The organism is Bacillus sp. PS237, from assembly GCF_037963345.1.
Lineage (GTDB): Bacteria > Bacillota > Bacilli > Bacillales > Bacillaceae > Bacillus > Bacillus subtilis.
Genome location: NZ_CP150156.1, coordinates 599,120 through 619,343, shown reverse-complemented (window position 1 = coordinate 619,343; position 20,224 = coordinate 599,120). Strand labels below are relative to the sequence as shown.

At 45.2% G+C, this 20,224-nt stretch carries 15 protein-coding genes, 2 tRNA genes, 3 rRNA genes, 1 pseudogene and 1 riboswitch; of the genes and pseudogenes, 5 read left to right on the top strand and 16 right to left on the bottom strand.

Annotation, left to right across the window (positions count from 1 at the left end):
* Positions 1 to 2: 2 nt before the first annotated feature.
* From rrf to NST22_RS03220, 5 genes are all read right to left on the bottom strand, one after another.
* Positions 3 to 118 (bottom strand): 5S ribosomal RNA (rrf, locus tag NST22_RS03240).
* 55 nt (positions 119 to 173) lie between these two features.
* Positions 174 to 3,101: ribosomal RNA gene (locus NST22_RS03235) — 23S ribosomal RNA — on the bottom strand.
* 170 nt (positions 3,102 to 3,271) lie between these two features.
* Positions 3,272 to 4,821, bottom strand: a 16S ribosomal RNA gene (locus NST22_RS03230).
* The 16S, 23S and 5S rRNA genes sit together here with 2 tRNA genes alongside, the layout of an rRNA operon.
* A 161-nt stretch (positions 4,822 to 4,982) precedes the next feature.
* Positions 4,983 to 5,056 (bottom strand) — tRNA-Gly (locus NST22_RS03225).
* 13 nt (positions 5,057 to 5,069) lie between these two features.
* Positions 5,070 to 5,146, bottom strand: a tRNA-Arg gene (locus NST22_RS03220).
* Between the two features lie 333 nt (positions 5,147 to 5,479).
* Between NST22_RS03220 and NST22_RS03215 the strand changes: the two are divergent.
* Positions 5,480 to 6,333: pseudogene (locus tag NST22_RS03215) on the top strand (manganese catalase family protein).
* 60 nt (positions 6,334 to 6,393) lie between these two features.
* On the opposite strand, the gene gmuG reads toward NST22_RS03215, so the two are convergent.
* The 8 genes from gmuG to NST22_RS03175 form a co-directional block, all read right to left on the bottom strand.
* The gene (gmuG, locus tag NST22_RS03210; RefSeq protein WP_003244107.1) at positions 6,394 to 7,482 is read right to left on the bottom strand and encodes a mannan endo-1,4-beta-mannosidase; all 1,089 of its coding nucleotides are present in this window, start codon (positions 7,480 to 7,482) and stop codon (positions 6,394 to 6,396) included.
* A gap of 18 nt (positions 7,483 to 7,500) precedes the next feature.
* Positions 7,501 to 8,448 carry a mannose-6-phosphate isomerase, class I gene (manA, locus tag NST22_RS03205; RefSeq protein ID WP_003242491.1) on the bottom strand — a complete coding sequence of 316 codons (948 nt, stop codon included), beginning with the start codon at positions 8,446 to 8,448 and terminating at the stop codon, positions 7,501 to 7,503.
* Positions 8,445 to 9,344 (bottom strand): fructokinase GmuE, encoded by a 900-nt coding sequence (gene gmuE / locus NST22_RS03200; protein WP_003234095.1) that lies wholly within the window; start codon positions 9,342 to 9,344, stop codon positions 8,445 to 8,447. The genes manA and gmuE overlap by 4 nt, the downstream gene beginning before the upstream one ends.
* A 28-nt stretch (positions 9,345 to 9,372) precedes the next feature.
* On the bottom strand, positions 9,373 to 10,086 hold the full coding sequence (gene gmuR / locus NST22_RS03195) for a transcriptional regulator GmuR (RefSeq protein ID WP_003234096.1): 714 nt from the start codon (positions 10,084 to 10,086) through the stop codon (positions 9,373 to 9,375).
* A gap of 142 nt (positions 10,087 to 10,228) precedes the next feature.
* Complete coding sequence (gmuD, locus tag NST22_RS03190) at positions 10,229 to 11,626, bottom strand: 6-phospho-beta-glucosidase GmuD (protein WP_003243625.1); 1,398 nt, start codon at positions 11,624 to 11,626, stop codon at positions 10,229 to 10,231.
* A 17-nt stretch (positions 11,627 to 11,643) separates the two neighbouring features.
* Positions 11,644 to 12,972: a PTS cellobiose transporter subunit IIC gene (gene celB / locus NST22_RS03185; RefSeq protein ID WP_003244271.1), complete on the bottom strand. Its 1,329-nt coding sequence runs from the start codon at positions 12,970 to 12,972 to the stop codon at positions 11,644 to 11,646.
* 18 nt (positions 12,973 to 12,990) lie between these two features.
* Positions 12,991 to 13,323, bottom strand: a complete 333-nt coding sequence (locus tag NST22_RS03180; protein WP_003243550.1) for a PTS lactose/cellobiose transporter subunit IIA — start codon at positions 13,321 to 13,323, stop codon at positions 12,991 to 12,993.
* Positions 13,323 to 13,634, bottom strand: a complete 312-nt coding sequence (locus NST22_RS03175; protein WP_003242472.1) for a PTS sugar transporter subunit IIB — start codon at positions 13,632 to 13,634, stop codon at positions 13,323 to 13,325. Before NST22_RS03175 ends, NST22_RS03180 begins: the two co-directional genes overlap by 1 nt.
* Before the next feature lie 175 nt (positions 13,635 to 13,809).
* Positions 13,810 to 13,909: riboswitch (purine riboswitch) on the top strand.
* 55 nt (positions 13,910 to 13,964) lie between these two features.
* Here NST22_RS03175 and pbuE point away from each other — a divergent pair.
* Positions 13,965 to 15,131, top strand: coding sequence for a purine transporter PbuE (gene pbuE, locus NST22_RS03170; protein ID WP_003234105.1), 1,167 nt, complete (start codon positions 13,965 to 13,967; stop codon positions 15,129 to 15,131).
* A gap of 15 nt (positions 15,132 to 15,146) precedes the next feature.
* Here pbuE and NST22_RS03165 read toward each other — a convergent pair whose 3' ends face one another.
* Together NST22_RS03165 and NST22_RS03160 are read right to left on the bottom strand one after the other, a co-directional pair.
* Positions 15,147 to 15,764 (bottom strand): YdhK family protein, encoded by a 618-nt coding sequence (locus NST22_RS03165; RefSeq protein ID WP_003242997.1) that lies wholly within the window; start codon positions 15,762 to 15,764, stop codon positions 15,147 to 15,149.
* Positions 15,765 to 15,905: 141 nt separating this feature from the next.
* Positions 15,906 to 16,883, bottom strand: coding sequence for an HD domain-containing protein (locus NST22_RS03160; protein WP_003234111.1), 978 nt, complete (start codon positions 16,881 to 16,883; stop codon positions 15,906 to 15,908).
* Positions 16,884 to 16,965: 82 nt separating this feature from the next.
* Between NST22_RS03160 and NST22_RS03155 the strand changes: the two genes are divergently transcribed.
* The gene (locus NST22_RS03155; protein ID WP_010886425.1) at positions 16,966 to 17,448 is read left to right on the top strand and encodes a GNAT family N-acetyltransferase; all 483 of its coding nucleotides are present in this window, start codon (positions 16,966 to 16,968) and stop codon (positions 17,446 to 17,448) included.
* A gap of 17 nt (positions 17,449 to 17,465) precedes the next feature.
* Positions 17,466 to 17,963 (top strand): YdhH/YoaO family protein, encoded by a 498-nt coding sequence (locus NST22_RS03150; RefSeq protein ID WP_003234115.1) that lies wholly within the window; start codon positions 17,466 to 17,468, stop codon positions 17,961 to 17,963.
* 74 nt (positions 17,964 to 18,037) lie between these two features.
* Here the strand turns inward: NST22_RS03150 and fra are convergent, their stop codons facing one another.
* Positions 18,038 to 18,409 carry an iron chaperone frataxin gene (fra, locus tag NST22_RS03145; protein ID WP_003244145.1) on the bottom strand — a complete coding sequence of 124 codons (372 nt, stop codon included), beginning with the start codon at positions 18,407 to 18,409 and terminating at the stop codon, positions 18,038 to 18,040.
* A 361-nt stretch (positions 18,410 to 18,770) separates the two neighbouring features.
* On the opposite strand from fra, the gene phoB reads away from it, so the two are divergent.
* Positions 18,771 to 20,159: an alkaline phosphatase PhoB gene (gene phoB, locus NST22_RS03140; RefSeq protein WP_003234119.1), complete on the top strand. Its 1,389-nt coding sequence runs from the start codon at positions 18,771 to 18,773 to the stop codon at positions 20,157 to 20,159.
* Positions 20,160 to 20,224 lie beyond the last annotated feature (65 nt).

Below are 20,224 nucleotides of genomic sequence, written 5' to 3'. Positions count from 1 at the left end.
ATGCTTGGCGGCGTCCTACTCTCACAGGGGGAAACCCCCGACTACCATCGGCGCTGAAGAGCTTAACTTCCGTGTTCGGTATGGGAACGGGTGTGACCTCTTCGCTATCGCCACCAAACAAATTGAGAGTGTTCTCTCAAAACTAGATAACAGGTGTGACATCATTCAAAAATATGGTTAAGTCCTCGATCGATTAGTATCTGTCAGCTCCATGTGTCGCCACACTTCCACCTCAGACCTATCAACCTGATCATCTTTCAGGGATCTTACTTCCTTGCGGAATGGGAAATCTCATCTTGAGGGGGGCTTCATGCTTAGATGCTTTCAGCACTTATCCCGTCCGCACATAGCTACCCAGCGATGCCCTTGGCAGAACAACTGGTACACCAGCGGTGCGTCCATCCCGGTCCTCTCGTACTAAGGACAGCTCCTCTCAAATTTCCTGCGCCCGCGACGGATAGGGACCGAACTGTCTCACGACGTTCTGAACCCAGCTCGCGTACCGCTTTAATGGGCGAACAGCCCAACCCTTGGGACCGACTACAGCCCCAGGATGCGATGAGCCGACATCGAGGTGCCAAACCTCCCCGTCGATGTGGACTCTTGGGGGAGATAAGCCTGTTATCCCCGGGGTAGCTTTTATCCGTTGAGCGATGGCCCTTCCATGCGGAACCACCGGATCACTAAGCCCGACTTTCGTCCCTGCTCGACTTGTAGGTCTCGCAGTCAAGCTCCCTTGTGCCTTTACACTCTGCGAATGATTTCCAACCATTCTGAGGGAACCTTTGGGCGCCTCCGTTACCTTTTAGGAGGCGACCGCCCCAGTCAAACTGCCCACCTGACACTGTCTCCCCGCCCGATAAGGGCGGCGGGTTAGAAGGTCAATACAGCCAGGGTAGTATCCCACCGATGCCTCCACCGAAGCTGGCGCTCCGGTTTCCAAGGCTCCTACCTATCCTGTACAAGCTGTACCAACATTCAATATCAGGCTGCAGTAAAGCTCCACGGGGTCTTTCCGTCCTGTCGCGGGTAACCTGCATCTTCACAGGTACTATAATTTCACCGAGTCTCTCGTTGAGACAGTGCCCAGATCGTTGCGCCTTTCGTGCGGGTCGGAACTTACCCGACAAGGAATTTCGCTACCTTAGGACCGTTATAGTTACGGCCGCCGTTTACTGGGGCTTCAATTCGCACCTTCGCTTACGCTAAGCGCTCCTCTTAACCTTCCAGCACCGGGCAGGCGTCAGCCCCTATACTTCGCCTTACGGCTTCGCAGAGACCTGTGTTTTTGCTAAACAGTCGCCTGGGCCTATTCACTGCGGCTCTCTCGGGCTTGCACCCTAACAGAGCACCCCTTCTCCCGAAGTTACGGGGTCATTTTGCCGAGTTCCTTAACGAGAGTTCTCTCGATCACCTTAGGATTCTCTCCTCGCCTACCTGTGTCGGTTTGCGGTACGGGCACCTCTCACCTCGCTAGAGGCTTTTCTTGGCAGTGTGGAATCAGGAACTTCGCTACTATATTTCGCTCGCCATCACAGCTCAGCCTTATGGGAAACGGATTTGCCTATTTCCCAGCCTAACTGCTTGGACGCGGATATCCAATACCGCGCTTACCCTATCCTCCTGCGTCCCCCCATTGCTCAAATGGTGAGGAGGTGGTACAGGAATATCAACCTGTTGTCCATCGCCTACGCCTTTCGGCCTCGGCTTAGGTCCCGACTAACCCTGAGCGGACGAGCCTTCCTCAGGAAACCTTAGGCATTCGGTGGAGGGGATTCTCACCCCTCTTTCGCTACTCATACCGGCATTCTCACTTCTAAGCGCTCCACCAGTCCTTCCGGTCTGGCTTCACAGCCCTTAGAACGCTCTCCTACCACTGTTCGAAGAACAGTCCGCAGCTTCGGTGATACGTTTAGCCCCGGTACATTTTCGGCGCAGAGTCACTCGACCAGTGAGCTATTACGCACTCTTTAAATGGTGGCTGCTTCTAAGCCAACATCCTGGTTGTCTAAGCAACTCCACATCCTTTTCCACTTAACGTATACTTTGGGACCTTAGCTGGCGGTCTGGGCTGTTTCCCTTTCGACTACGGATCTTATCACTCGCAGTCTGACTCCCAAGGATAAGTCATTGGCATTCGGAGTTTGACTGAATTCGGTAACCCGGTAGGGGCCCCTAGTCCAATCAGTGCTCTACCTCCAAGACTCTTACCTTGAGGCTAGCCCTAAAGCTATTTCGGAGAGAACCAGCTATCTCCAGGTTCGATTGGCATTTCACCCCTACCCACACCTCATCCCCGCACTTTTCAACGTGCGTGGGTTCGGGCCTCCATTCAGTGTTACCTGAACTTCACCCTGGACATGGGTAGATCACCTGGTTTCGGGTCTACGACCACGTACTCATGCGCCCTATTCAGACTCGCTTTCGCTGCGGCTCCGCATCTTCTGCTTAACCTTGCACGGGATCGTAACTCGCCGGTTCATTCTACAAAAGGCACGCCATCACCCGTTAACGGGCTCTGACTACTTGTAGGCACACGGTTTCAGGATCTCTTTCACTCCCCTTCCGGGGTGCTTTTCACCTTTCCCTCACGGTACTGGTTCACTATCGGTCACTAGGGAGTATTTAGCCTTGGGAGATGGTCCTCCCGGATTCCGACGGAATTTCACGTGTTCCGCCGTACTCAGGATCCACTCAGGAGAGAACGAAGTTTTGACTACAGGGCTGTTACCTCCTATGGCGGGCCTTTCCAGACCTCTTCATCTACCTCGTTCCTTTGTAACTCCGTACAGAGTGTCCTACAACCCCAAGAGGCAAGCCTCTTGGTTTGGGCTAATCCCGTTTCGCTCGCCGCTACTCAGGGAATCGCATTTGCTTTCTCTTCCTCCGGGTACTTAGATGTTTCAGTTCCCCGGGTCTGCCTTCTCATATCCTATGAATTCAGATATGGATACCACTCCATTACGAGTGGTGGGTTTCCCCATTCGGAAATCTCCGGATCAAAGCTTGCTTACAGCTCCCCGAAGCATATCGGTGTTCGTCCCGTCCTTCATCGGCTCCTAGTGCCAAGGCATCCACCGTGCGCCCTTTCTAACTTAACCGTTAAAAAGAATCACTATGTGATATCTTGTATTACTAATTGAATGTGATGTCTACTGTTATCTAGTTTTCAAAGAACACGTTTCGAAGGAATGATCCTTCAAAACTAAACAAGACAGGGAACGTTCTGTTTATAAGACCCAAGGTCTTATATTCCGTATAATATCCTTAGAAAGGAGGTGATCCAGCCGCACCTTCCGATACGGCTACCTTGTTACGACTTCACCCCAATCATCTGTCCCACCTTCGGCGGCTGGCTCCTAAAAGGTTACCTCACCGACTTCGGGTGTTACAAACTCTCGTGGTGTGACGGGCGGTGTGTACAAGGCCCGGGAACGTATTCACCGCGGCATGCTGATCCGCGATTACTAGCGATTCCAGCTTCACGCAGTCGAGTTGCAGACTGCGATCCGAACTGAGAACAGATTTGTGGGATTGGCTTAACCTCGCGGTTTCGCTGCCCTTTGTTCTGTCCATTGTAGCACGTGTGTAGCCCAGGTCATAAGGGGCATGATGATTTGACGTCATCCCCACCTTCCTCCGGTTTGTCACCGGCAGTCACCTTAGAGTGCCCAACTGAATGCTGGCAACTAAGATCAAGGGTTGCGCTCGTTGCGGGACTTAACCCAACATCTCACGACACGAGCTGACGACAACCATGCACCACCTGTCACTCTGCCCCCGAAGGGGACGTCCTATCTCTAGGATTGTCAGAGGATGTCAAGACCTGGTAAGGTTCTTCGCGTTGCTTCGAATTAAACCACATGCTCCACCGCTTGTGCGGGCCCCCGTCAATTCCTTTGAGTTTCAGTCTTGCGACCGTACTCCCCAGGCGGAGTGCTTAATGCGTTAGCTGCAGCACTAAGGGGCGGAAACCCCCTAACACTTAGCACTCATCGTTTACGGCGTGGACTACCAGGGTATCTAATCCTGTTCGCTCCCCACGCTTTCGCTCCTCAGCGTCAGTTACAGACCAGAGAGTCGCCTTCGCCACTGGTGTTCCTCCACATCTCTACGCATTTCACCGCTACACGTGGAATTCCACTCTCCTCTTCTGCACTCAAGTTCCCCAGTTTCCAATGACCCTCCCCGGTTGAGCCGGGGGCTTTCACATCAGACTTAAGAAACCGCCTGCGAGCCCTTTACGCCCAATAATTCCGGACAACGCTTGCCACCTACGTATTACCGCGGCTGCTGGCACGTAGTTAGCCGTGGCTTTCTGGTTAGGTACCGTCAAGGTACCGCCCTATTCGAACGGTACTTGTTCTTCCCTAACAACAGAGCTTTACGATCCGAAAACCTTCATCACTCACGCGGCGTTGCTCCGTCAGACTTTCGTCCATTGCGGAAGATTCCCTACTGCTGCCTCCCGTAGGAGTCTGGGCCGTGTCTCAGTCCCAGTGTGGCCGATCACCCTCTCAGGTCGGCTACGCATCGTTGCCTTGGTGAGCCGTTACCTCACCAACTAGCTAATGCGCCGCGGGTCCATCTGTAAGTGGTAGCCGAAGCCACCTTTTATGTTTGAACCATGCGGTTCAAACAACCATCCGGTATTAGCCCCGGTTTCCCGGAGTTATCCCAGTCTTACAGGCAGGTTACCCACGTGTTACTCACCCGTCCGCCGCTAACATCAGGGAGCAAGCTCCCATCTGTTCGCTCGACTTGCATGTATTAGGCACGCCGCCAGCGTTCGTCCTGAGCCAGGATCAAACTCTCCGATAAATGGATCACAGGTTAAGTCCACCGCATCCCGCGGTGACACCTGTGTGACCTGCATCGTGCAGGCCCTAGTTTGACTGACTACGCACATCGCTGTGCGATTTTCAAAAACTGAATTAACAGGTACGTTTTGTCTTGTTTAGTTTTCAAAGATCATTCAATAATGGAGCGGGTGATGAGAATCGAACTCACGACATCAGCTTGGAAGGCTGAGGTTTTACCACTAAACTACACCCGCGTGGTATCTTATATGGCGCGCCCGAGAGGAGTCGAACCCCTAACCTTTTGATCCGTAGTCAAACGCTCTATCCAATTGAGCTACGGGCGCTTATTGAGCGACTTAACTATCATACTATCATTTGATGTTGAAGTCAAGAAGTTTTTTAATGTTTTTTCGAATCTTTTTCAATTCGACTTTTCTTATTATACACATTTTTAAAATCTTGTAAACACCTTAGGAAAACTTTTTTGTTTTTCTGTTTTGTTTCACGCTGTTCATCAGCGACGTTTAATAATATACCATGCCTGTTTTATTTGGTCAACACTTTTCCTGTATTTTTTTATTTTCTTCTTTCACGCCTTCCCATGCTTATCATGTATATATTTTATCTCATCTTACAAATAATATAAGAAAATCTCTTAAGAAGAAATGAGGCGTGTTATGTATTACTACAAAGAGGAACTGATTAATATCATTAAACCGGACAAGCCAGACCCGGCAGCTGCTAAGGTCCTGCAGGAGATATTAGGCGGTCATTACGGAGAAATGCGTACAATGATGCAGTTTTTTTCCAAAGCTCTAATTTCAGAGGAAAGCAGAAACAGTACCGCGATCTGCTTCGCGGCATTTTTTTAGAGGAGATTGCCCACGTTGAACTGGTTCAAAACACAATCAATGCTTTATTAGATGAATCAGGCGGTGAAGGTGTCGGCAGTCAAGGTACAGATCAAGCGCCACTTGATGAAGCGGTTAAACATGCTAATCCTCATCATTATATTATTGGAGCGCAAAGTTCCCTTCCTGTTGATGCAGGGGGCAATCCGTGGAACGGGTCGTGGGTGTATAACCACGGAAACTTAATTACTGACCTGCTGGATAACCTGCTTCTTGAGTCGACAGGTGTGCTGCAAAAAACAAGAATTTATGAAATGAGCTCTAATCAGACGTTCCGCGAAACACTTGCTTTTCTGATTGTACGCGACAATGCTCACCAGAATGCATTCGCGAAAGCGCTCGAGACATTGGGCGTTGAATGGGCGAAGCTGCTCCCTGTGCCGAATTATGACATTAATAAATATCCTGAGTGCAGAAAGTATGTCGAATTAGGCTACCATAATACACATTTTAACTTTAGGTTGGATGAAACGAGAATCAGTGAAATCTATCAAGGGAAATCTCCAAGCCGAAATGGCGGAGAGTTACAAGTAATAGATCCTCCGGCAGGGTTTCCCGTACCAGTGCTTCCTGAAATACCAAATGAACACAGTCCTGGGTTAGGCGATATGAATGCTTAATCCAGTGGGAAGGTGCTCAAGAAACTTCTTGAGCACCTTCTTAATTGTGACATTACGGATTCACTCAACGATTGGCGTTAAAGAATCACCATTCCATATTTCTCCCTTGTTGAGTGTCCAGCTGTCATGATATAAAGCTGAAGCACCCTTGTTTACTGCTGCGCTCCATTCATCATTCCATGCCAGAAAGTAAATGGTTTTAGGATATTTTTGTTTTATTGCATTGATGAACAGGCTGTAATCGAAGCTGCCGTTTGCTGTTTGCGGGCCGACTTCTGTAAAAGCAAATGGTTTATTAAGCGCTGTTAGCTGATCGTATCCATTGATCGAGTAGGCATCTTGAAAATACGCATCTAATCCGACAATATCCACGTAAGACGCGCCCGGGTAAAAATCAGTTTTAAAATCTCGGTTGGCGTCGGGAGAGTAAACCCAAATCAAATGATCAAGTCCTCTTGTGTCGGTCATATAATGATAGATTTTCTTGTAGAGCTGTTTATATAGAGAGATTCTTTCATTATCCTTTTGGTTATATGATGTGAGTCCCCACCAAAACCATTCGCCGTTCATTTCATGCAGCGGCCTGAACAGAACAGGCACACCTTGGTTCTCCAACTCTTGAAGTCCGTCAGCAATTTTGCTGAGCATGGCATTTAGCCGCTTTCCTTCTACTGTTGAAGAATCTAGTATTTTTTTATACTGATCATTTGTAATCGGTGTTTTAAAATGCCCTGACTGAAAAGCAGGGTTCGCCAGGTGCAAACTGATTTGCGGAATTCCGCCATTTTTCCAATACGACATTAAATCGCCGTTGCAGCTTACATCTATTGAATCTTCAATATTTGCTGTTTCAAGCCATCCTCTGGCATAATCGCAGCCATAAATAGCAGGCGATTGCCCGGTGGCGCTTCGGATTCTATCAGCCTCAGCCATAGAAAATGTGTCATGGCTGTAACCTCCGAACGCTCCGGAAAGGACTCTGTTTTCCGTTCGGTTCGGCAGGTGCGCAAGCCAGTTCATCACTGTTTTTGTTGTCTGCTGGGCATTAGGATTCACAGGCGACACAGTATGCGCTTCAATTGGTTTTGCTAAAACAGCAGACGCAAGTAAAAATATAATGAGCAAAGAGATCGTATGTTTCTTAAACAAATGCAACTCCCCCATTCATTAAGGATGAGATATCATGAATTCACATGTTCCTTCTATTGTAAATTCTCCAAAATGCGCAGGCAGAATAAAGTGTGAGCCTGCATTGCATTCATACTGAATACCATTATTTATGATTCGTCCTGATCCGCTCAGAACACTCCCCAGCAAATAGGTTTGATATGAAGGAAAAGCAGCTCGGCCGCTAATCTTCCATTTGTACACTGAGAAATAATCTGATTGCACATAAACAATGATCTCAGCGTTACCAACTTCTTTTACTTCCGGTGTATGCACTTTATCGATATGCGGTATCGTTATGACTTCCATGGCTTTTTCTATATGAAGAGTTCTTTTTTGGCCCTGGTCATTACAGCGGTCATAATCGTATACGCGATATGTTGTATCAGAGTTTTGCTGGATTTCAAGGACAAGGGTTCCCTTACATAAAGCATGGAGTGTACCGCTTGGCACATAAAAGAAATCTCCTGGCTTGATTTTGATTCGCCTCAGCAGCCCGTTCCAATCACCGCTTTCTATTCGTTGTTTGAACTCTTCCTTTGTGCTTGCATGATGTCCCAAAATTAGTTCGGCGTCATCTTTGCAATCAATGATATACCAGCACTCCGTTTTACCAAGGTCGCCATTTTCGTGCAGTTTTGCATAATCATCATCAGGATGGACTTGCACGGAGAGATCCATATTGGCGTCCAGCAGCTTTACCAGCAGCGGAAACACCTTACCATCCGGAAACCCGAATATCTCTGGATGATCTTTCCATACTTGATCAAGTGTCTTTCCTGCCAGCGGGCCATTTTTTACAGACGACGAGCCATGGGCATGTGCAGAAACGGCCCAGCACTCACCTGTTTTTTGTGAGGGTATTGCGTAGCCAAAAGCGTCACGAAGCTTCGTCCCTCCCCATAGTCTTTCTTTAAAGACAGGCTCTAAAAATAATGGATGCGTCATGATCGCACCTCCCCGGATGCTGCCTCTGCTTGTAAGGCCTGATGCGCTAAAACTAGCGTGCCGATGATTCCGGCGTTACTGCCTAAACGTGGAGGTACAATATAATCACTTATATCATCTGATAATTCAGAAAAATCTAAGTAGCTGTTCATGATTTTTGGTACATATTGATAGATATAAGAAAACACTTGTTTCTGTTGCATGACGCCGCCGCCAAGAATGATTTTTTTAGGTGCAAGGATCAAAATATACTGAGCCAGTGCTTGGGCAATATAGTACCCTTCCAGTTCCCAGACTTGTGCTATATCTGATAAATCCGCGGCTTTTTTCCCCCAGCGGGCTTCGATAGCGGGGCCTGAAGCTAAGCCTTCAAAGCAATCTCCATGATAAGGGCACTTCCCTTGGTATACGTCATCCGGGTGCCTCCGGATATAAATATGGCCCATCTCTGGGTGTGACAGCCCCTGAAGGAGCCTCCCCTCTACAATAGCCCCCGCTCCGATGCCAGTGCCAATCGTTATATACAGGCAGCTGTCAAGACCCTTCGCTTCACCGAAAAGGAATTCACCCAGCGCCGCAGCGTTGACATCTGTACTAAATCCGACTGGGATCTTCATTTCGTTCTTAACGGTTTGCAAAAAGGGATAGTGTCTCCAGCCCGCTTTCGGCGTGGCCGTAATGGTACCGTATGTTTGACTGGTTTTATCGTTATCAACGGGACCAAAGGAGCCGATGCCGATTGCCTGTAATGAAAATTGGCTAAAATATTGAATTACTTTCTCTATCGTTTCATCCGGCATCTTTGTGGGGAATTCTATCCTGTCAATGATCGTTCCATCTTCTCTACCGACAGCACAAACAAACTTTGTGCCGCCTGCTTCAATACCGCCAAGCATGCAGATGGCCTCCTTGTTGTCTCCGCAATCAGCGCCGTATGTTTACAGAAGTCACAACAAACTTGTCATGCCGATGACGTGAAAAGGAATATTCAAATGGAATCCCGGTATCTAAGAAGCCCACATGTTCCACTTCAAGAATTGGATCATCCTGTTTACAGCCCAGATGCTGCTGGTCAATATGATCAGATTTGCAGGCTCTGATTTTCCGATGCGTTCCGGCGATTTTGAGCTGCAGCACATTTGTAATATGATTGTAGATCGAATCATGAAGGACATCGTCATTAATGCCCGGTATTAAATGAGTCGGCATATATGTTTTTTCTAATACATAGGGTTCACCTTCTACAATTCGCAGCCGAACGACATAATAAACCGGTGTTTTCTGATCAATAGACAAATGGGCGGCCACTTCCTCAGTGGGAAATTGCACTTCAAACTGAATGACCTTGCTTTTGATTTTTTTATCTTTCAGCAAGTTGGTCAATCCGAGAATCTCATTGCTGACTACATGGACATGGTCATCCTGTATTGCAGATTGAATAATAAACGTGCCATGGCCTCGTTTTCTAAACAGCAGACCCTCGGCAACTAAATTATCCAAGGCTCTCTTCATCGTCATGCGGCTTGAGTTAAATTCTTTTGCAAGAGATACTTCATCAGGAATGGGCTGATCGATCGGATATACGTTATTTTTAATTCTATTTCTCATTTCATTTGCAATGATTTCGTATTTATTCATTGGTATCCTCCGGCAGCTGTTTGATATCACATAAGCTTTTACGGATATCATAAGTTCTTTTCCCTATTTCATCAATGTTGCGGATTTTCGTCATCTCTATTCGTTATGATGATTGCCGGAAGATCTTGACCTTTAGGAAAATCTAGAAACCGCTATGCTCAGCAACCTCTTTGAACCATTTTCCGCTCTTTTTGACGGTTCTTTCTCCGTCTTTCTCAAGATTGACTGATACAAATCCGTATCGGTTTTTATAGGCATTTGTCCAAGACCAGTTGTCCATGAACGTCCATAAGTGATAGCCTTTTACGTTCGAGCCTTCCTGTATGGCGCGGTGAATCCATTTGAGGTGCTCTTTTATAAATTCAATCCGGTAATCATCCTGAATGATGCCTTGTTCATCCCTGAATCGCTCTTCACCTTCAACCCCCATACCGTTTTCAGAGATAAAACACTCGATGTTGCCGTAGTTTTCTTTTAAATTGATCAAAATATCATAAACGCCTTTTTCATAGATCTCCCAGCCGCGATGCGGATTCATTTTGCGGCCCGGCATGACGTAGGGATCAAAATACCTGTCCGGCAAAAAAGGAGCGTCGGGATTCGGAAGATGTTCTTTCGCTTTCACACGTCTCGGCTGGTAATAATTCACTCCCAACAGGTCAACCGTGTTCTTTTTGATGATGTCGAGATCTTCAGCGTTGTAATCAGGCATAAAGCCTTCATGCTTCAAAATGTCAACCAGCTCTTTGGGAAATTCGCCTTTGACAGATGGGTCTAAAAAAGATCTGTTAAAAAACGCGTCTGCGATTTCCCCGGCTTTCACATCCGCCGGATGGCTGCTTCTCGGGTATGAAGGGGTCAAATTTAAGATGATGCCGATTTTTCCGTCCTGCTTCATCTCCCTGTAAGCCTGAATGGCGCGGGCACTTGATAGCATCGTATGAAATCCAACCTGGACGGCCTCTTTAAAATCGACCTTGTTTGGATAATGAAAATCATATAGGTATCCGCCTTCTACGGGAACGATTGGTTCATTATGCGTGAACCATTTTTTCACCCGGCCGCCAAACAAACGGAAGCAAGTTCTTGCATAGTTTTCATACGCGTCAACCGTCTCTCTGTTGACCCAGCCGCCGATTTTTTGAAGCGCCATCGGCATATCGAAATGAAACAAATTGACAAAAGGTTCAATTCCGTTAGCGATCAGCTCATCAATGACATTGTTATAGAAATCTGCGGCTTTATCGTTGATCTCGCCCGTTCCGTTTGGTATTAAACGTGACCAGGAAATCGACATCCGGAACGAGTTGTGGCCAAGTTCCTTCATCAGCCTGATATCTTCTTTATAGTTGTCGTAAAATTGGGATGTGTCTGCGGGTCCGACATGATCAAAAAAACGATGCGGTTCTTTTTCAAACCAATAATCCCATATATTCTGGCCTTTTCCGTCTCTGTCGGCGGCACCCTCCATTTGTGTTGCTGAAGCGGATGATCCCCACCAAAAATCCTTTGGAAAACGATATTGTTCTGTATGTGCCAAGTCTCTCTCCCCTTATGTCACATTTTTATGCTGTTATCATTTTGCTGAGCAGCTGTCTCCTGCACAGCCTGTTCTTTTTCTTTTGCCAGATTTAATTTATCCATTGCTTTTAGGAACGGAAACCAGATCACGAAGACAATCAGCAGATTGATAAGCTGCATCACGCCCCCCATGATTGAGTTCGTCGCCATGATGCCATTAATGAATAATGGAACCGTCCACGGCACTGTCACACCAGTTGGAGGCGGAACGAGCCCGGCTGACATAGCCAGATAGGTGACGAGCGTAACAACCATCGGTGCCAGCACCCAAGGCACAATAATGATCGGATTCATGACAATCGGAAGCCCAAAGATAATCGGTTCGTTTACGTTAAAAATACCGGGAGCGAGGCCAAGTTTTGATACTTGCTTCATCTGCCTGCTTTTCATGAATATGAGAATGGTAAACACAATCGCAAGCGTCATCCCTGTTCCGCCCATCCCTACTGTATAAATCTCCATAAACGGTTTTGAAATAATATGAGGGATTTCTTTTCCCGCCGTGTAAGCAGAAAGGTTTTCTACCTGCAGTGTATTCCAAATCGGGTCCATCACGGAGTTGATAATGATCTGTCCATGCAGTCCGAAAAACCAAAGAATTTGAATGAAAAACACGGCAATCAGTGTTGGAATGATACCGCTTCCAAGTCCGACAAGCGGAGCCTGAATCGCATGATAAATGACGTCGTGCATATTTGTTTTAAAAAACAGAGTCACCATTACGTTAATCAGCAAAAATACAGTCAATGTGATAAAAGCCGGAATAAGTGCGGCGAATGATTTTGCTACAGCAGGCGGAACGCCGGCTGGCATTTTGATTGTCAGGTTTTTTTGAACGATTCTTCTGTAAATTTCGCCAGAAAGAAATGCCGTAATCATCCCAAGAAACATCCCTTTTGCACCGAGACGATCGACCGGGATAACCCCTGTAATGGCATCACCTGTTTCCGGCTGAATGATAAATGGCGTTAAGAGCAAAAAGGAAACCAAAGCGATCGCTCCGCCAAATACAGCTTCGACCTGATAGCTTTTCGACAGGTAATAGCCTATCCCGAACACAACAAAGACAGACATAATGCCCATTGTCGCCGTGGAGGCAATGCCGAAATGAGACTGAAACGACGTAAGCATTGAGGCGTTCATGATTTTGTTTAGAAACGGCAAATTCGTTAACACGACAAAAATGGACCCGAATATCGTCAGCGGGAAAGCCAGCATAAATGCATCACGCAACACTTGCAAATAGCGGTTATTGTTTAACCTCCCTGCAATTGGAACAAGGAATTGGCTGATTTTCTCGAACACCCTATCCACCCCGATTTTTTATATATTCTTGGTTTTAAAGAGATCAAGCATCTCTTTCACTAATTCTTTCATGGATAATGTTGACATCAGATGATCCTCTGCATGCATAAGCAGCAATGAAAAAGCTGTTGCTTCTCCGCCGGATTCCTTCTGTATCATTTGAAAGTGAATGTCATGGGCCGCGGATAAATCCTGCTCCGCCTTGGCAATGAGGGCATCAGCCTCGTCCTTTTTCCCTTCTTTATAGGCGCGCAGTGATTGTATGATGCAGCTGCGGGCATTTCCGCTGTGCAGGATTAGCTGAAAACTGATTTGCTCGTCTGTTAAATTCGTGATTTTCATCTGTTCCATTATTGATTCACCATTAAGGACAATGCCTGCTCATACGCTTTTTTCCCATCTGCCATTCCGTAGGCCATCATGTCAATGACTTCAACTTGAATGTTGTATTGATCTGCTTCTTTTTGGAGCTCGCTTTTCAGAAAGCTCATTTGCGGACCGATCAAAACGGCATCCGCTTTTCTCATGTCTTCTTTTGCTTTATCCTGGCCAACAGCCCAAATCTCCGCTTCCTCACCGATAGACTGTGCGTATTCCTTCATTTTTGTCACCAATAAACTGGTAGACATTCCTGAACTGCACGCGAGTAATATTTTTTTCAACTGCTATCCCCCCTGTTATTAAAACGCTTACATTGATTATTATAGTCATTTAATTTTAAATGTCTATACTTTTATAAAATAAATATAATCATATTTTTTTCCGGTTCACCGTTTTATAAATTTTTCTATGGAAGATTCATTCATAATGTGGTACACTCATCAACGGAAACGAATCAATTAAATAGCTATTATCACTTGTATAACCTCAATAATATGGTTTGAGGGTGTCTACCAGGAACCGTAAAATCCTGATTACAAAATTTGTTTATGACATTTTTTGTAATCAGGATTTTTTTTATTTATCAAAACATTTAAGTAAAGGAGTTTGTTATGAATTTCAAAGTTTTCCTGCTTGCAGCTTCTACGATTGCAGTCGGATTGGTTGAGTTAATTGTGGGGGGAATTCTTCCTCAGATCGCAAATGATTTAGACATTTCCATTGTTTCAGCCGGACAGCTGATCAGTGTGTTTGCGCTGGGATATGCAGTATCTGGGCCGCTGCTTTTGGCATTGACTGCGAAGATTGAGCGGAAGCGCTTATATCTAATTGCTTTATTTGTTTTCTTCCTTAGCAATCTTGTCGCCTATTTCAGCCCTAATTTCGCAACACTGATGGTATCTAGGGTATTGGCAGCAATGAGTACAGGGCTGATTGTTGTGCTTTCTTTAACAATTGCCCCGAAAATTGTAGCGCCTGAATACAGAGCCCGCGCAATCGGAATTATTTTTATGGGATTCAGCTCTGCTATCGCATTAGGCGTGCCGCTCGGAATCTTAATCAGCGATTCCTTCGGGTGGCGGATTTTGTTCCTTGGCATCGGCCTGTTGGCACTGATCTCCATGCTGATTATTTCAATCTTCTTTGAAAGAATACCGGCGGAGAAAATGATTCCTTTCCGGGAACAACTCAAGACGATCGGTAATCTGAAAATCGCGAGTTCACACCTCGTCACGATGTTTACATTAGCTGGCCACTACACGCTTTACGCTTACTTTGCGCCGTTTTTAGAAGAGACTCTTCACCTGAGCTCTTTCTGGGTCAGCATTTGTTATTTCCTTTTCGGGATATCTGCTGTATGCGGAGGCCCTTTCGGAGGAGCGCTATCTGACCGGCTTGGTTCCTTTAAGAGCATTTTGCTGGTGACCGGTTCCTTTGCCATCATTATGTTCTTACTGCCGCTGTCTACATCGTCTATGATTTTCTTTTTGCCTGTCATGGTGATTTGGGGTCTTCTGAGCTGGAGCCTCGCCCCGGCTCAGCAAAGCTATTTAATTGAAATTGCACCTGATTCGTCTGACATTCAGCAAAGCTTTAACACATCGGCCCTCCAAGTCGGAATTGCCCTTGGCTCAGCCATTGGCGGTGTTGTTTTGGATCAGACGGGTACTGTGGTGTCAACGGCATGGTGCGGCGGATCGATTGTGATCATCGCTGTCCTGTTTGCTTTCATTTCTTTAACAAGACCTGTTCAAACAGCAAAAAAATCCTCCTTGTAAAAGGAGGATTTTTTATTATTTAGCTGAAAGCTCATCTTCTGTGACCCATTTGTGGTTTTTCACTTTTTCGCCGCTCGTTGTCGATGTGTAGTCAACCATGTATACAGTTGTTTTTTCCGCGGAATCGATCTCGGCTGTTGCTCCTTTCATGCCTTTCATATGAGAAGCCTCTAAAATCACCTGATCTCCGGGTTGTAACGTTTTATCTCCGGCATCTTTGATTTCTTCTTGGATCACCCATTTGTGATGATCCACACGCTGTCCCCCATTAGTCGGAGTATAAGAAACAACATACGCCGTTGTATCATAGGCGCCTGTTACCGTAGCTTCAGCACCTTTCATGCCTTTCATATGAGAAGTATTGATGATTACTTGGCTGCCTACTTTGTATTTCGGATTTTTAGATTCCTGTAATCCCTCTGGAACGTCAGCTGATCCGGAATGGTCCATCTCTTCATGTGTTGAGGAGTCTGAATGATTGTCATGTGTGCTTTCTTTCGTACTGTTGTTATTGCCGCATGCTGATAAAACAAAAACTAGAGATAACATCAGAATTCCCAGTGCATATTTAGAGATTTTCATGTTCATTCTCCTTTGCTTCATTTTTTTCCTGTAACTTTTGCCCGCAGACAATGAAAACATGCCCTCTCGATAATACTATACCCCCGAACGGTATGTAAATACGCTGATATTCTCATAAAGCGTTCCCGCAGTTTGTCCTATTCCCCTTTGTTTGCAAAGCCAAACATAAAAAAAGCCGCTGTCAGGCGGCAATTACTGCTTTAAGATTTTTATATACACACCTTTTTTTGCTTTTTGATAAGCGGCCTCACCCATTTTCCTCACCTTTTCAGAAACACCTGAGGATTTGATCCATTTGTCATCAAGAAAAATGGATGGATCGATTAGGCGCATTTTCTTCTTTTGATGGAAATCGTACTGGATGTCATCCTCTATTACTTGTATGCCGGGATGAATGGATGTAAGCAAGCTCAGGACTTCTTCATTTTTTGATGCACGCAGGATGTTCAGTACCTCTTGGTCCGTTTTCAGCAGATCCTCTGCAGATATGACATCATGCCGCAGCGCTGCCTTCAATGCTCGCGCTAAATATTCATATCCATATACATTCACAGGATTCAAAAAGAAATCAATTACTTCCTTGTAGTACACACTGACAAACCATTCGGCGGCTTCAATACTATCAGGAAACATCCTTCCGTTTCTCACAATAAGATGATCCAAAAAGGTTTGCGCTTCGTGCAGGTTAATGTGTCCATATCGGTACATATCACGCAGCGTATAGTCTGTCCGATCAGCACACAGCTCCGGTGCGGGCTGTTCGAGCAATGTCCACCTTGAATCGTCAGATAAAAGTTCTTCAGTATGATAGCCGTGTTTTTGTAAAATGTCCGGGATTTCAGAGTGAACAATGACTTGTTGAAAGATGTTTTCATGATAGTCTTCTGCTTGATTTTCAAAGACAACGTCGACCACATGAGAAAAAGCTGTGTGTGATACGTCGTGGAGCAGACCCGCAATCTGTTCTTCTATCGTTCCTCCGAGCTTTTTGATGAGGAGCATCACGCCGATGGAGTGCTCATACCTGGTCACATTCCACTTTCGATTGACTAAAAAGCTTGCTCCGCCTTGATAGATTCCTTTTAATCTTTGCACAGGAGCGCTTTTGATAAGCTCTTCCAGCACTCCGTCTATATGGTGCTGCCCGTAAATGATATCGCTGATTTCCATGCCGTCACCTCAACATCTATTTTTTTTGTTATATATTGTTTATATTGATAGTACATATGCAATCTTTCAATAGAGGAGTGTTATGATGATCATCATCCCAAACAATGAGATAGCGAAACATATGTTGACCGATTTTTTTGCCAAGCATTGGGGTACACCCGAGATGGCGATTTCCAGCGGCATTTTTCGGTGTGATGAATTAGATGGATTTGCCGCAGTAAATGAAAGCGGCGAAATCATTGGCTGTATTACATACACAATAGATGGGAAAGATTGTGAAATTATTTCATTAGATAGTATGATTGAAAATAAAGGAATCGGCACAGCTTTACTTCAGCAGGTTGAAGAGAAGGCTAAACATGCACATTGTCAACGAATAAAGCTTATCACAACGAATGATAATGTAAATGCGATAGCGTTTTATCAAAAGAGAGGCTATCAATTCGCCGCAGTGTTTCCGAACGCAGTTGAAAAAGCGCGCCGACTCAAGCCGGAGATTCCCGAGGTGGCTGAAAACGGCATTTTGATTCGGGATGAAATTCTATTTTCGAAGGTAATTGATTAAACGAATAGGAGTCTTTTATGTCCAGTCATTATAAATACCCTCTCATTTTCACGGCATTCCTATTAATCGCTTTCTGCTTGATCTTTTTTTCCTATCACCTGATTCATCATGTTCGTTTGGAGTATCCAAATTGGCAGGGAGAAAGCAAAGATCAGAATTGGGAAGCTGTTTTCACAAAAAATGAAGATGCACCGAATGAATACAGCGGCAAACTTTATTGGATCGGTGATACAATTGAAATAGACAACACTTATCTGGAATCACTGATTGTAAAAAAGGATGATGAAGTTCTGCTGAGTTCTGACACGGAAATCCCGATGCATGATTATGCTGGAGGCACTTTTTCTGATGGAAGCGCAAAAGAAAAGTCCGTTTCTTTTTTAGAGCGGTTAGATGAACATGAGCTTGAAGGCCATGATATTACGATTGAAGTGAAATGGAAACAAGGTAATCATTATTCTGCGAGTCAGCTTACGCTCAATGAAAAGACCTTGTTTGATGAAAAGCAGCAATAGATGATCAAAACGAAAAATAGACAAATGAAAAGGCGTAACATATTTTATACAGCTCATATGTTATGCCTTTTTCTTCATTTCCGCCAAAAAGTGGAGCAGTCCGCCTTGTCCAGAATATTAAACTCAATCATTTTCTCAAGTAGCGTATAATCAACTGGACCGTTCCAAGGGATACGTATCAGCTGCTCGGTGTAATCATATCCGGCCTTCACAATATCATCCTCTACGTGCGCTATCGTTACTTTTTCAGGAGCGACAGCTAAATGCTTTTTAGAAACACTAAAGCCAATAATAAATGTACCGTGATCCGTAAACATCGGCTGATTCCATTTTATTTCTGTATGTAAATTTGGATATTTATTTTTTATCCAAGTTAACACCTCTTCCGTTCTTTCTCGGTGGAACGGGTCAGCAATCCCCGCTAAGTACTCAGAAAAAACGTCCATGTTGTTCCCTCCTAAAATAAAATGATGCCACTCCATATGAACTGCTCAGACATGTGCTTACACAATACCTCTTTCCAACGTAATACTTTAAATTGTTCAAGATGTAAGCGGGTTGCTTCTATGCGACTATAGCAGATTTCAGTCCGCCTATCCACGGCCAGTATCTATTCCTCCAATTTATTTCTTTAGTACTATCGCTCTTTCCTTCTAAAACTTCTCATAAAAGAATAACCATTATTTAAGGGTGCCAGTTCATTATTCTTGTAAATCCAATCTTTAAAATCGATTAATACTAGCTTAACAGTTTAAAAATATAATTGGGTTGTCATTGAGATTCATCTATATTTAGGAGGTTATCCAGTTGAAAAAATTCCCGAAGAAATTACTGCCTATCGCGGTTTTATCATCAATTGCGTTCAGCAGCTTAGCCAGCGGCAGTGTGCCTGAAGCCAGCGCCCAGGAAAAGAAAAAGGGGAACCAAGACGAAATTAAAAATGTTATTGTTCTGATTGGTGATGGTATGGGTGTGTCTTATACGTCTGCTTATCGATACTTAAAGGATAATAAAAAGACAAAAGTTGTGGAGCCTACGGCTTTTGATCAGTATCTTGTCGGCCAGCAAACAACTTACCCCGATGATCCTGAACAAAATGTAACGGATTCTGCAGCGGCGGCAACGGCTATGTCTGCGGGAATTAAAACATACAATAATGCCATAGCCGTTGATAACGACGGGTCAGAAGCCAAAACGGTGCTTGAAGCTGCGAAAGAAAAAGGAAAAGCAACAGGACTTGTGGCCACTTCAGAAATTACACACGCCACTCCGGCCTCTTTTGGTTCACACGACCACAGCCGAAAAAATATGAACTCAATTGCGGATGATTATTTTGATGAGATGGTCAACGGCAAGCACAAAATTGATGTCCTTCTAGGCGGAGGAAAGAGCAATTTTGACCGTAAGGACCGTAATTTGATTAAGGAATTCAAAAAGGCGGGGTACAGCTACGTGGATGATCGCAAGGACATGCTGAAAAACAAAGACAGCCAAGTTCTCGGCCTATTCGCTGACGGCGGCCTGCCTAAAAAGATTGACCGTACGAAGGATATTCCATCACTTAAAGATATGACAAACACAGCCATTAAAAAATTAAACAAGGATAAAGACGGATTCTTCCTCATGGTGGAAGGCAGCCAGATTGACTGGGCGGGCCATGACAATGATATCGTTGGCGCCATGAGCGAGATGGAAGACTTCGAACAAGCTTATAAGGCGGCTATTGATTTCGCTAAAAAAGACAAGCACACATTGGTTGTCGCAACGGCTGACCACTCAACCGGCGGATATTCCATCGGTGCGGACGGCATCTACAACTGGTTCAGTGAACCCATTAAAGCCGCAAAGCGCACACCAGACTTTATGGCAGAAAAGATCGCTGACGGCGCGGATGTTGAAAAAACGTTGAAAACATATATCGATCAAAAGAAATTGGCTTTAACAAAAGCCGAAATTCAATCTGTTGAAGAAGCGGCAAAATCGAAGGAAGTACTGGATATCGATAACGCAATCGAGAACATCTTTAATAAACGCTCTCACACTGGATGGACAACAGGCGGACATACCGGTGAAGATGTTCCCGTCTATGCATACGGTCCGTCTAGTGAGACATTTGCCGGCCAAATCGACAATACAGAAATCGCCAAAAATGTTTTCAAGGCTTTACAATACAACATTAAGATTAACGATAAGTAAAAGAATACAAGGTGTCCCGTTGCTTGTATGAAGTAACGGGATCTCTTTTTAATGGAGGAATCATC